Genomic DNA, 12,202 nt, shown 5'->3' with positions numbered 1-12,202 from the left:
ACGGGAGAGTCGTGCTTACGCTCATATTGGTAGTGGTCGCCGGCGTGAGCCTGCTGCTGGGATGGCTGCTCGGGATTACGGCGCTGGTCTACGTCGCGCTCGGCGTGTCGGTGGTCGGCCTGATCCTTATCGGGGGTGACGCGTGGCTGCGCCGCAGGCGGGCCGCGCAGGAGGATGAGGCCGAGGCCGTTGAGTCCGACGACGAGGCGGCCGTGACCGCCGGCGCGGACGGCAAGACGGCCAAGGGCGCCGAGCCCGCCGAGGCGTCCGCGGACGCCGACGTCTCCGCTGATGCGAAGGACGCCGCGAAGGACGGGAAGACCGCCGAGGACGGCGGGAGCAGCGAGGACGCGGACGCCGACACCGCCGTTGTCGCGTCCTCCATGTCACGGACCAGGACCAGGGGCAGGGCGGCCAGGATCAAGGCGAAGGCCACGCAGAAGGCCGCACCCGCGCCCGTGGCGGCAACCGACGAGGCCGCGGGCACGGACAGTGACGCGGACGTGGCCGACGAGCCGCTCACCGATGACTCCGTGGTGCTCGTCGTGGCCGGGCGCAGGCGTTTCCACACGCCGGGCTGCTCGACGCTCGACGGCAAGGACTTCGAGGAGCTCACGCTCGCCGAGGCGCGCGAGGAGTCCTTCACGCCCTGCACCATCTGTGTCGGCGCGGCGACGAAGAAGGAACTCGCCGGCCGTCGGCGCTGACCGGGTCCCCACCCGCATCGACCCGAGTGGGGATGCCAGGCGGCCCCCGGGCCGGGCCGCGCCGTGAGAGCGGGGACCCGGACCGGGCCTCAGCCGTTCCGTCGTGTGGCCGGGCACCCCGGGCGAGACGGCCTCGGCCGCGGGTCTCAGCTGGGCGAGGTCTGCTTGACGACCTCGTGCCAGCGCCTTTGCGCGTCCTCGTACCACCGCGAGCGCAGCTGGGTGAAGACCACGGCGGCCCGCCGGCCGATCCAATGCGGCAGCAGTTCCTCGGGCAGTTGCGGGTTCAGAAACGGAAAGCCCTGCCACTCGCTGACCAGCTCTACGTGGCTGAAGAGCATGGGGTCGCCCGGTTCCGGGCGCAGGCCGCTGAAGCGGATCAGCAGCTGTTCGTACTTGTCGGTCGCGTCCTGGAGGTCCCACGCCTTCCGAACGATCTCGTCCTCCCGCAGACCGATCGGCAGGGAGTTCCCGACGAAGGCCAGGGTCGACTCGTGCAGCCCGAAGGCGTCGATCACCTGCTGCACGCCCTGGCGGCGCTCCGGGTGCGGCGCCAGCCACACACCCGGCGTGGGGTTGCCGAAGTCCTCCCAGCTCAGTGCCCCGTAGAGCTTCTTGCGCACCGAGCGCTGGCTCTGCGGGATGCTGACCAGCAGGATCAGCCAGTTGCCGTCCCAGGGCTCGGGTGGGGCGCTCATCGAGAAGATCCGCTTGGTGCCCTCCTCGATGAGCCGGCGGTCACCGGGCGTCAGCGTCCACTGCACTTCGCGGCCGACGCGCTGGCCGGTGATCCAGCCGGCGGCCGAGCCGCGCGATCGCCTGCCGGGCGGTCTGCTCCTCGATGCCGAGGCCGGTCAGGACGTACAACAGCGACGAGGTCCACATCGAGTCGCCGTTCGGCATGACGAGCTCGCCGAGTACTTGTCAGCAGCAGAGAGCGGGCGCTTCCGACGCTCACCAGAAGAGCCGGCACCGGCTCCGCCCCGTACGGGCTTGGCCGCCACCACACGCCGCTGAGCCATGGAACGTTCTCCCCAATCGTTGACCGTCGAAGTTCTACTGTCCGAGTACTCAGGGGCACCAGTGTGTCGTCACCGTGCGCTACCGAGGCAGGGGTGAATATCAGCCGTATCGGCGGGAATCGGTGCGGCGGGCGGACAGCGCGGGGAGGGCATATTTCCGCCCTGCCGGTCCGAGTTCCCAAGCGTCGCTTGGGCCACTCCGGGCGTCGCCGGACTCTCCTAGCCGCGTCTGACGTGCGAGGACAGGAGTGGAGGAGAAAAATCATTCTACACTCTTTCGTAGTTGCTTCCTGAAGATGTATAACGATGATGCTGCGGATGCAGATCGCGGTTGGCGTGGCCTGCCTGGACCGGCTGTCCGGAAAACGGGCTACTTCTTGCAGGAGGCGAGATGCCCATGGAGCGGGAACCCCTCAGCCAGTCGTACTGGCCGGCTGAAGAAGGTGGCGAGGAAGTTCGGGATCTGACACTGGGAGAGTTGCTGCGAGAGGCAGCGAAAGCCACGCCGGACCGGCTGGCACTGGTCGACGGCGTCAAGGACCCGGCCGAGCGCCGGTCCTGGACGTACACGCAATTCCTCGATGCGGCTGAGCACGCCGCTCGTGCGCTTCTCAAGCGCTTCTCACCGGGCGATCGGATCGCGGTCTGGGCGCCCAACAGTGCGGACTGGATCATCCTCCAGGAGGGGATCAGTCTCGCGGGCATGGTGATGGTCGCGGTGAACCCCGCCTACCGCAGTCAGGAACTGGGGTACATCCTCAAGCAGTCCCGTTCCGCGGGTCTGTTCCACATCGACTCCTACCGCGACTTCGACATGCGGACCGTGGTGGACGAGGTCCTGCCACAGTTGCCCGACCTCAAGGAGGCCGTCTCCTTCTCCGACTGGGACGCTTTCCTGGAGTCCGGCGACCCGGAGCAGGAGCTACCCCCGGTCTCGCCGACCGACCCGATCCAGGTCCAGTACACCTCGGGTACCACAGGCTTCCCCAAGGGCGCGCTGCTGCACCACAAGGGCCTGGTCAACGAGGCGCACTTCGTGGCGCTGCGGGCCGGTATGTCGGACGGCGGCGTCTACATCAACGCCATGCCGATGTACCACATCGGCGGCGGCGCGGTGACGTCCTTCGGCGCGGTGGCGGTGCATGGCACCTTCGTCATCATGGGTGGCTTCGACGCCGGTCTGATGCTGGAGCTCTTCGAGGCGTACAAGGGCACCCACACGCTGGTGGTGCCCACAATGCTGATGGCCCTGCTGGACCATCCCGACCGCGAGTCGCGGGACCTGTCGAGCCTTCAGACCATCATGTCGGGCGCCGCCGCGGTGCCGGCGGCTCTGGTGCGCCGCACGATCGCCACGCTGAACTGCCAGTTCAGCATCCTCTTCGGCCAGACCGAGATGCACGGCGTGATCAGCCAGACCCGGCTGACCGACTCGCCGGAGGACCAGTCCGAGACGGTCGGGCGTCCACTGGCGCACCTGGAGGTCAAGATCGCCGATCTGACCACCAACGCGCCGGTGCCGCTCGGTGAGAAGGGCGGGATCTGCTGCCGCGGCTACCAGAACATGATCGGTTACTACGAGCTGCCCAAGGAGACCGCGGAGACGATCGACTCCGAGGGCTGGGTGCACATGGGCGATATGGGCACCATGGACGAGCGGGGCTTCATCAAGGTCACCGGCCGTCTGAAGGACATGATCATCCGCGGCGGGGTGAACATATACCCCAGGGAGATCGAGGAACTGCTCGATCTGCACCCGGCCGTGGGGTACGCGGCCGTCATCGGCGTCCCGGATGAGAAGTGGGGCGAGCAGATCGCCGCGGTGATCCGGGTCAAGGACGGCGAGCAGCAGCCGACCCCGGACGAGCTGAAGAAGTTCTGCCGGGAGCGGATGGCGGCTCACAAGTCGCCGGTGTACTGGATCTTCGTCGACGACTTCCCGGTCACCGCGTCCGGGAAGCTCCAGAAGTTCAAGCTCAAGGAGCAGTTCGCCGCCGGTGTGCTGGAGGCCGAGGTCGCCCAGTCGTCGGCGCCCCAGCCGGGGTGAGGTGAGGCCGGCCCGGGTCTGAACCCCCGGGTCGGCCCGGCCCGTTCGCGTCCGTACGCGTGTCGGCGGGCCGCCGCGAGAAGCGGCGGCCCGCCGACAGTGCGTTCGGGGCCGGATACCGGATACCGGATACCGGATACGGTGAGCGGCCCGGCCCGCGTACGGACCGGGCCGGGCCGCTCAACTGCCGGGCTCGGACCGCCCGGCCCCGAAAGGGCTCAGGCCAGGGCGGCGGAGGTCCGTCCGGTGCCCTCGGCGCCCAGCGCCTGCATGATCCGGCCGGTCACCTCGTCCACCTCGCCGACCGCGTCGACCGCGTTCAGCAGCCCCTGCTCGGCGTAGTGGGTGACCAGCGGCGCGGTCTGCTGGGCGTACACCTCCTGGCGGTGGCGTACGGTCTCCGCGGTGTCGTCCGCGCGGCCCGACTCGGCGCTGCGCATGGCCAGTCGGCGGACCACCTCCTCGGTGTCGACCTGCAGTTCGAGCACCGTGTCGAGCGAGGTGCCCAGATCCGTGAGCAGTCCGTCGAGCGCTTCGGCCTGCGGGCGGCTGCGCGGGAAGCCGTCGAGCAGGAAGCCGGTGGTGGCGTCGGGCTCGGCCAGCCGGTCGCGCACCATGGCGATGACCACCTCGTCAGGGACCAGGTCTCCGGCGTCCATGTAGGACTGGGCCGACTTGCCCAGCTCGGTGCCCTGGCGCAGGTTGGCGCGGAAGATGTCCCCGGTGGAGATGTGCGGCACGGCGAGCTGGGCCGAGATGATCTCGGCCTGGGTGCCCTTGCCCGCTCCGGGAGGTCCGACCAGCACGATACGCATCAGCGAGAAACCTTTCGTAGTGGCGAGGTTGAAGCTGAACGCGGCCTTGGGCGCGCTTGCTCGGGTCCGGGCGCGGCGCTGCGCCGGGAAGCCGAGTGCGACGCGGCACCGCCAGGGGCGGGTGCGGCGTCGCACGGTCAAGTCGGGAGCGGCCACGCGCGGAACACGTAAAGGGAGGAGTGAAGAGGGCGGAACGGCCGCGGACATGGAAGTGTGGGCCCGGCGCACCGGACCCACACACCTGGTGTTCCGGGTTATGCGAGGGTGACGGGCGCGGCCAGGGACCTCAGGATACCCGCGGCCTCCTCCGCCATGGCAGGCAGGAACTCTGCGACACGCACCACATCGGCGATGGCGCTTGCCACTTGGCCGGCCAGCACCAGACCGTTCTCCACGTCGCCCTCGGTCTGGGCGAGTTGCATCTGCTGGATCTTCCAGCGGGTCAGCTCCACCGCGCTGTGCACGGTGGCGTCGGTGTGCAGCAGCGACTCCGACGCCTTGTTGCGCAGGCCGCGGCAGGGGCCGTAGACGCCGTCGAAGGCCACGTCGTCGCCCTCGCGGGCGTTGATCAGCGCCTGGGTGTAGTTGGGGTGCCAGTCGGCGTTGTCCTCGGTGGCGATGAAGCGGGTGCCCATGGCGACCGCGTCCGCGCCCAGGCAGAGCGCGGCGGCCAGCGTCCGGCCGTCGCGGGCGCCGCCGGAGAGCACCACGGGGACGTCCACGGCCTGAGTGACGTTGGGTACCAGAACGTAGGTGTGGACGGCCTTGCTGGGCGCGTGGCCGCCCATCTCGAAGCCGGAGGCGATGATGGCGTCCACGCCCGCCTCCTGCGCCTTGAGCGCCTGCCGGGTCGCGCCCACCTTGTGCTGGCTGATCATGCCCGCGTCGTGGATGCGCTGGACGTAGCCACCGGGGTAGCCGGCCGAGGTGGTGAGCACCTTCAGCTGGCGGGCCAGGCCCTCGTCGGCCGCGCGGGCGGCGAAGACCGTGTCGATGTAGACGTCGGTGAACGGCATCACTTTGCCGTCGCCGTCCACGCCGACCGGGATGTTCACCGCGAACGGCTTGTCGGTGAGCGAGGCGCACTCCTCGATGTGCGCGCGGAAGGTCCGCGCGCCCTCCTTCAGGTCGTCCGGCATGCCCGGCATGCTCACCGTGCCGAGGCCGCCGGCGTCGGAGACCGCAGCCGCCAGCCGGGCCGTCTTGAAGGGGCCGAGGCCCTCCTGAACGATCGGGTGTTCGATTCCTACGAGCTCGGTGTACCGGTTGCTGATCGGTCCCAAGGGGTCCTCCATATACGACACTGAAATGAGAACTTAGTTACCGATTATGTCAAACGTTGGCCCGAGTGGCCATCGATTGGTCCCGCCATACCGCGCCGCACGGCTGAGGTGCCCGGATTGTGCGATTTGCGACCGCGTCGACCCCGTCCCCCGGGGCATCGCGCCCAAAAAGTTCGACAGACACTTGGCGGTGACGCAAAGAAGGCGTAGAACTTTATTAGGGAGTGAAGACCAACCACAGGAGAGCGCTGATGTCCACTGACGCCCGAACTGGACCGGCACCCAGCCCGACCGGCCCGCTCAGCACGATCGACTACAACGAGCGCATCCCCAACAACGTCGACCTGGCCGCAGACCGGCGCCTCCAGCGTGCTCTGGAGGGCTGGCAGCCCAAGTTCCTCGACTGGTGGAAGCGGCTCGGACCCTCCCTGCCGACGAAGGACGTCTACCTGCGCACCGCGATCGCGGTCGGCCGTGACGGCTGGGCGCACTTCGCGCACGTGCCCATGGAGGAGTACCGCTGGGGCATCTTCTTGGCGGACCGCAACCCCGACCGCACGATCCCCTTCGGCAAGCACAAGGGTGAGCCGGCCTGGCAGGAGGTCCCCGGTGAGTACCGCGCGGAGCTCCAGCGGCTGATCGTCGTCCAGGGCGACACCGAGCCCGCCTCCGTCGAGCAGCAGCGCATCCTCGGCAACACCGCCCCGAGCCTGTACGACCTGCGCAACCTCTTCCAGGTCAACGTCGAGGAGGGCCGTCACCTCTGGGCGATGGTCTATCTGCTGCACGCGTACTTCGGCCGTGAGGGCCGTGAAGAGGCCGAGCAGCTGCTCAAGCGCAACTCGGGAGACGAGGACAGCCCCCGTATCCTCGGTGCCTTCAACGAAGAGACCACCGACTGGCTCCAGTTCTTCATGTTCACGTACTTCACCGACCGCGACGGGAAGTACCAGCTGGGCACCCTCAAGGAGTCCGGCTTCGACCCGCTGGCGCGCACCTGCGAGTTCATGCTCAAGGAGGAGGCGCACCACATGTTCGTCGGCACCACCGGCGTGCAGCGCGTGGTGGAGCGGACCGCCGAGCTGATCAAGGAGCACGGCACCGACGACATCTGGCAGTACGGCGGCATCCCGCTGACCGTCATCCAGAAGTACCTGAACTTCCAGTACTCGGTCTCCATGGACCTGTTCGGCTCCGAGCAGTCCACCAACGCCGGCAACTACTACAGCTCCGGCCTCAAGGGCCGCTGGCAGGAGAACCGACGCAAGGACGACCACGAGCTGCTGACCTCCGAGCGCCTCATGAACGTGGTGGAGGACGGCCAGATCGTCGAGAAGTCCGTGCCGCTGCTCAGCGCCCTCAACCTCGACCTGCGCGACGAGTACGTGGCCGACTGCGCCAACGGCGTGCGCCGCTGGAACCAGGCGCTGGAGGACGCGGGCCTCGACGAGCGGCTGTTCCTGCCGCACGAGGGCTTCCACCGCGCGGTCGGTGTCTACTCCGGCCACTATGTGAGCCCCGAGGGCGAGGTTGTCGACGAGGCCACGTGGGAGGCCCGTGAGGGCGACTGGCTGCCGAGCGACGAGGACCGCAGGGCGGTCGCGGCGCTGATGGTGCCCGAGTACGAGGTCGGCAAGTTCGCCGGCTGGATCGCTGCGCCGCAGGCCGGCATCAACGAGCAGCCGGTCGAGTTCGACTACGTGCACCTCGCCGAGGAAGCCCTCGCCTGATTCCGCCCGACGGACGGTACAGCCCTGGCGGCCACCCGTGGGTGAGCACCAGGGCTGTATACCGCTCCCGGCCGGCGCATACCGGGGCACCGACCCTACGACCCATGATTATCTACACGTAGTTGAACTGTGTGCAGAGAGATGTAGACTATTGAGCAGTGTCTTCGTCTTGCCGTCCAGTCTGCTGAGAGGTGTGGCATGTCCGTCTCCGCTTCCGTGAGTGAAAGTCCCGCGAAGGAAGGTGCGGCACCGGCCCAGCCCGAGGCCGCGCCGGAGATCTCCTTCCGCGTGACTCCCGACCGTTACCGCCATTGGAAGGTCGAGGTCGACGGGGAAGTCGCCACGGTGATCCTCGGCGTCGACCAGGACGGCGGGCTCGTTCCCGGTTACGAGCTGAAGATGAACTCGTACGACCTCGGCGTCGACATCGAGCTGTACGACATCGTGCAGCGGCTGCGCTTCGAGCACCCCGAGGTCAAGTCGGTCGTGATGACCAGCGGCCTGGAGCGGATGTTCTGCGCCGGCGCCAACATCCGGATGCTCGCCCAGTCCTCGCACGCCTGGAAGGTGAACTTCTGCAAGTTCACCAACGAGACGCGCAACGGCATCGAGGACGCCACCGCAAACTCCGGCCAGACCTGGATCGCCGCCCTCAACGGCACAGCGGCCGGCGGCGGTTACGAACTGGCGCTCGCCTGCGAGCAGATCGTCCTCATCGACGACGGCTCCTCGGCCGTGTCGCTGCCCGAGGTCCCGCTGCTCGGCGTGCTGCCCGGCACCGGCGGTCTGACCCGCGTGGTCGACAAGCGCCACGTCCGCAAGGACCGCGCCGACATCTTCGCCACCAAGTCCGAGGGCTTCCGCGGCGCCACCGCCGTCGAGTGGGGCCTCGCCGACTTCACCGTGCCGCGGGCCGGCTTCGCCGACGAGATCGCCCGCCGTGCCCACGAGGCGGCCGCCACCTCTCCCCGCCCGTCGGACGCGCAGGGTATGGCGCTGACCCCGCTGGACCGCAAGGCGTCCGGCGACAGCATCATCTACCCGCACGTGACGGCCACCATCGACCGCGCCGCGCGGATCGCCGAGATCACCGTGCACGCGCCCGTCGACGCGCCGCCGGCCGACGCCGCCGCGATCCACGCCCAGGGCGCCGACTACTGGCCGCTGGCCGTCACCCGCGCGCTGGACGACCTGATTCTGCACCTGCGCACCAACGAGCAGGAGATCGGCAGCTGGCTGATCCGCGCCCAGGGCGACAGCGACGCCGTACTCGCCTACGACGCGCAGCTCACCGAGCTCGCCGATAACTGGCTGGTCAACGAAATCCGCCAGTACTACAAGCGGACCCTCAAGCGTCTCGACGTCACCAGCCGCAGTATCGTGGCCGTCATCGAGCCCGGCACCTGCTTCGCCGGCCTGCTGCTCGAACTGGCCCTGGCCGCCGACCGGCAGTACATCCTCGAAGGCGTCTACCAGGACGTCGACCCGGACGCGACGCCGGCCACCATCGTGCTGAGCGAGTCCAACTTCGGCCCCTGGCCGATGAGTAACGACCTCACCCGTATCGAGTCCCGCTTCTGGGGCCACTATGACGACGTCGCCGCTGCCAAGGCCAAGATCGGAGAGCCCCTCGACGCGGCCGCCGCCACCGAGCTCGGCCTGGTCACCCTTGCCCTGGACGACATTGACTTCGCCGACGAGCTGCGCATCGTCCTGGAGGAGCGGGCCGCGCTGTCGCCCGACGCCCTGACCGGCATGGAGGCCAACCACCGCTTCGTCGGCCCCGAGACGACGGAGACCAAGATCTTCGGCCGCCTCACCGCCTGGCAGAACTGGATCTTCATCCGGCCCAACGCCTCGGGCCCCGACGGTGCGCTGCGCCGCTTCGGCACCGGCCGCAAGGGCGACTACAACATGCAGCGGATCTGACCCGTGCCCGCCCACCAGAGCCGCACCCTCAACGCGCAGACCTGGCTGGTCGACAGACAAGTCGACAACGGCCGCGGTGAGCACATCGCCGTGCGCGGCGCGGGCGGCACGCTGACCTACCGCGAACTGGCCGACGTGTCGGCCGACGCCGCGGCGGGCCTGCGTTCCCTGGGGCTGCGTCCCGACGACCGGGTTCTGTTCGTGATGAACGACGACGTGCCCATGCTCGCCGGAATCCTCGGCGCGTTCCGGGCCGGCTTCGTCGCGGTGCCCCTGTCCACCATGCTGAACGGACGCGAACTGGACGGCCTCGTGGCCGACTCGGGCGCCTCCGTCCTCGTGGCGAGCCAGGAGTATGCCGAGGCCGCGCTCGCCGCGGCCGAGGCGGCGCCGCAGCTGCGGTACCTGGTGGTCGACGCCGAGCAGCCGCTCGTGACGCCGGCCGGCATCCAGGCACTGACCTGGGCGGAGCTCATCAAGACCGGGGCCGGGGCCGCTGCAGACCAGCGTGCCGCGGCCCCCACCACCGAAGACACCTGGGCGCTGTGGCTCTACACCTCGGGGACTACCGGTTTCCCCAAGGCGGCGATCCACCGGCACGCCAACATCCGCCACGTGAGCGAGACCTACGGCGCCCGGGTGCTGGGGATCACCCCCGACGACTCGTGCCTGTCGGTCGCCAAGCTCTTCTTCGCCTACGGCCTCGGCAACGGGCTGTTCTTCCCGCTGTCGGTCGGCGCCACCACGGTGCTCGAATCCCGGCGGCCCACGCCGGAGGTCTTCGGCGAGCGGGTGCGGCAGGACCGTCCGACCCTGTTCTTCGGTGTCCCGACCTTCTACGCGGCGCTGCTCGCCTCCGACCTGCCCGACGACACCTTCGCCTCGGTCCGGTTGGCCACGTCGGCCGGCGAGCCGCTGCCGGCCGGGCTCCAGGAGGGGTTCGGCGAGCGCTTCGGCGTCGAGATCATCGACGGCATCGGGTCCACCGAGGCGCTGCACATCTTCTTGTCCAACCGCCCGGGCGAGGTGCGCGCGGGCACCACCGGCCGCCCCGTGCCGGGATACGACATCGAGCTGCGGGACGCGACGGGCCTGCCCGTCCCCGACCACACGCCCGCGTCGCTGTACGTGCGTGGGCAGTCCATCGCCGAGGGCTACTGGCGCCGGACTGACGCCAGCAGGACCGTCTTCCAGGGCCAGTGGCTCAACACCGGTGACGTTTACGTCCGTTCCCAGGACGGCTACTACACCTGCCTCGGCCGCAGCGACGACATGCTGAAGGCCGGCGGCATCTGGATCTCCCCGGCGGAGATAGAAAGCCGCCTGCTGGAGCACCCCGCCGTCGCCGAGACCGCCGTCGTCGCCCTCACCGACGCCTCCGGCCTGGACAAGCCGGTCGCCTGCGTCGTCACCGCCGCCCCGGTCACCTCCGACGAGCTGATCCAGTGGTGTCGCAACGGCCTGGCGTCCTTCAAGCGTCCCCGAGCGGTGATCTTCATGGAAGAACTGCCGAAGACATCCACGGGCAAGCTTCAGCGGATCAAGATCCGCCAGCTGGTGGCGAACCTCAATGTCCACCTGTCAGCCGCCTTCTCACCCATTCCCACCTCTGCCTCAGGAGGCCACACATGAGTGCCGTCCAAGTCGACCTGCTGATCGTCGGTGCGGGACCGGTCGGTTTGTTCGGTGCCTATTACGCCGGCGTCCGCGGACTGTCGGTGGCCGTGGTCGACTCGCTGAGCCAGGTCGGCGGCCAGGTGAGCGCGATGTACCCGGAGAAGCAGATCTTCGACATCGCCGGCTTCCCCGCGATCTCCGGCCGCCAGCTGATCAAGAACCTGGTCGAGCAGGCCGCGCCGCACGACCCGGTCTACCTGCTCGGGCAGGAGGCGCAGCAGTTGGAGCGGGTCGCCCGTGACGGGCAGCCGGACCTGCTCGTGGTCAAGACCAGTTCCGGCCAAGAGGTCACGGCCGGCGCGGTGGTCATCACCGGCGGCATCGGCACCTTCACGCCGCGCCCGCTGCCGGCGGGCGAGGACTTCCTCGGCAAGGGCCTTGAGTACTTCGTGCCCTCGTCTTCGGAGTACGCGGGCAAGGACGTGGTCATTGTCGGCGGCGGCGACAGCGCCGTGGACTGGGCGCTGATGCTCCAGCCGATCGCCGCGAGCACCACGCTGATCCACCGCCGCGACGCCTTCCGCGCCCACCACGCGTCGGTCGCACAGCTCAAGGCATCGCCCGTGGAGATCATCACCAACGCGCAGGTGACGCAGACCACCGGTGACGGGCAGCTTGAGGCGATCGAGGTCAAGGTGACCGGCGAGAGTGCCAACCAGACGCTCAAGTGCCACAAGCTGGTGGCGGCGCTGGGCTTCACCGCGAACCTCGGCCCGCTGCGGGAGTGGGGCGTCGACCTGCACGACAACCGGCACCTGGTCGTCGACTCGGCGATGCGCACCAACGTCTCGGGCGTCTTCGCGGCCGGTGACATCACCCACTACGACGGCAAGATCCGGCTGATCGCGGTCGGATTCGGTGAAGTGGCCACTGCGGTCAACAACGCTGCAGTACACATCAATCCCGACGCGCAGCTCTTCCCCGGGCACTCCACGGACAGTCAGGCTCCGCTTCCCTTGTCCGTGTGATCCGCGCCCTCATATCCATCCGCA

The 12,202-nt window shown here is 68.9% G+C and carries 9 protein-coding genes and 1 pseudogene; 6 read left to right on the top strand and 4 right to left on the bottom strand.

Annotation, left to right across the window (positions count from 1 at the left end):
- Positions 1 to 11: 11 nt before the first annotated feature.
- Complete coding sequence (locus FCI23_RS33300) at positions 12 to 707, top strand: RodZ family helix-turn-helix domain-containing protein (RefSeq protein WP_136727773.1); 696 nt, start codon at positions 12 to 14, stop codon at positions 705 to 707.
- Between the two features lie 146 nt (positions 708 to 853).
- On the opposite strand, the gene FCI23_RS33295 is transcribed toward FCI23_RS33300, so the two are convergent.
- Together FCI23_RS33295 and FCI23_RS33290 are read right to left on the bottom strand one after the other, a co-directional pair.
- Positions 854 to 1,471, bottom strand: coding sequence for a PaaX family transcriptional regulator C-terminal domain-containing protein (locus FCI23_RS33295; RefSeq protein ID WP_136727771.1), 618 nt, complete (start codon positions 1,469 to 1,471; stop codon positions 854 to 856).
- Positions 1,446 to 1,616: pseudogene (locus FCI23_RS33290) on the bottom strand (PaaX family transcriptional regulator C-terminal domain-containing protein); the annotation flags it as partial. The pseudogene FCI23_RS33290 and the gene FCI23_RS33295, both read right to left, overlap by 26 nt.
- Before the next feature lie 510 nt (positions 1,617 to 2,126).
- On the opposite strand from FCI23_RS33290, the gene FCI23_RS33285 reads away from it, so the two are divergent.
- Positions 2,127 to 3,776: an AMP-binding protein gene (locus FCI23_RS33285; RefSeq protein ID WP_136727768.1), complete on the top strand. Its 1,650-nt coding sequence runs from the start codon at positions 2,127 to 2,129 to the stop codon at positions 3,774 to 3,776.
- Between the two features lie 218 nt (positions 3,777 to 3,994).
- Here FCI23_RS33285 and FCI23_RS33280 read toward each other — a convergent pair whose 3' ends face one another.
- Complete coding sequence (locus FCI23_RS33280; protein ID WP_136727829.1) at positions 3,995 to 4,591, bottom strand: adenylate kinase; 597 nt, start codon at positions 4,589 to 4,591, stop codon at positions 3,995 to 3,997.
- Between the two features lie 254 nt (positions 4,592 to 4,845).
- Positions 4,846 to 5,874 (bottom strand): NAD(P)H-dependent flavin oxidoreductase, encoded by a 1,029-nt coding sequence (locus tag FCI23_RS33275; RefSeq protein ID WP_136727767.1) that lies wholly within the window; start codon positions 5,872 to 5,874, stop codon positions 4,846 to 4,848.
- Between the two features lie 251 nt (positions 5,875 to 6,125).
- Between FCI23_RS33275 and boxB the strand changes: the two genes are divergently transcribed.
- From boxB to FCI23_RS33255, 4 genes are all read left to right on the top strand, one after another.
- Positions 6,126 to 7,604, top strand: coding sequence for a benzoyl-CoA 2,3-epoxidase subunit BoxB (gene boxB / locus FCI23_RS33270; RefSeq protein WP_136727765.1), 1,479 nt, complete (start codon positions 6,126 to 6,128; stop codon positions 7,602 to 7,604).
- Positions 7,605 to 7,802: 198 nt separating this feature from the next.
- Positions 7,803 to 9,533 carry a 2,3-epoxybenzoyl-CoA dihydrolase gene (gene boxC, locus FCI23_RS33265; RefSeq protein WP_136727763.1) on the top strand — a complete coding sequence of 577 codons (1,731 nt, stop codon included), beginning with the start codon at positions 7,803 to 7,805 and terminating at the stop codon, positions 9,531 to 9,533.
- Between the two features lie 3 nt (positions 9,534 to 9,536).
- Entirely contained in the window at positions 9,537 to 11,165 is a 1,629-nt protein-coding gene (locus FCI23_RS33260; RefSeq protein ID WP_136727761.1) for a benzoate-CoA ligase family protein, read from the top strand.
- The gene (locus FCI23_RS33255; RefSeq protein WP_136727759.1) at positions 11,162 to 12,178 is read left to right on the top strand and encodes an NAD(P)/FAD-dependent oxidoreductase; all 1,017 of its coding nucleotides are present in this window, start codon (positions 11,162 to 11,164) and stop codon (positions 12,176 to 12,178) included. The genes FCI23_RS33260 and FCI23_RS33255 overlap by 4 nt, the downstream gene beginning before the upstream one ends.
- The last annotated feature ends 24 nt before the right edge of the window (positions 12,179 to 12,202 follow it).

Origin of the sequence: Actinacidiphila oryziradicis (genome assembly GCF_005047355.1) — a bacterium.
Classification (GTDB): Bacteria; Actinomycetota; Actinomycetes; order Streptomycetales; family Streptomycetaceae; genus Actinacidiphila; species Actinacidiphila oryziradicis.
Note: the sequence above shows the minus strand (reverse complement) of the source record. Positions and strands in the feature narration are given on the sequence as shown.

Excerpts from the sequence above, each read along its gene's own strand:
- boxC (WP_136727763.1), top strand. The coding sequence starts at position 7,803 with ATGTCCGTCTCCGCTTCCGTGAGTGAAAGTCCCGCGAAGGAAGGTGCG.
- FCI23_RS33255 (WP_136727759.1), top strand. The coding sequence starts at position 11,162 with ATGAGTGCCGTCCAAGTCGACCTGCTGATCGTCGGTGCGGGACCGGTC.
- FCI23_RS33280 (WP_136727829.1), bottom strand. The coding sequence starts at position 4,591 with ATGCGTATCGTGCTGGTCGGACCTCCCGGAGCGGGCAAGGGCACCCAG.
- FCI23_RS33285 (WP_136727768.1), top strand. The coding sequence starts at position 2,127 with ATGGAGCGGGAACCCCTCAGCCAGTCGTACTGGCCGGCTGAAGAAGGT.
- boxB (WP_136727765.1), top strand. The coding sequence starts at position 6,126 with ATGTCCACTGACGCCCGAACTGGACCGGCACCCAGCCCGACCGGCCCG.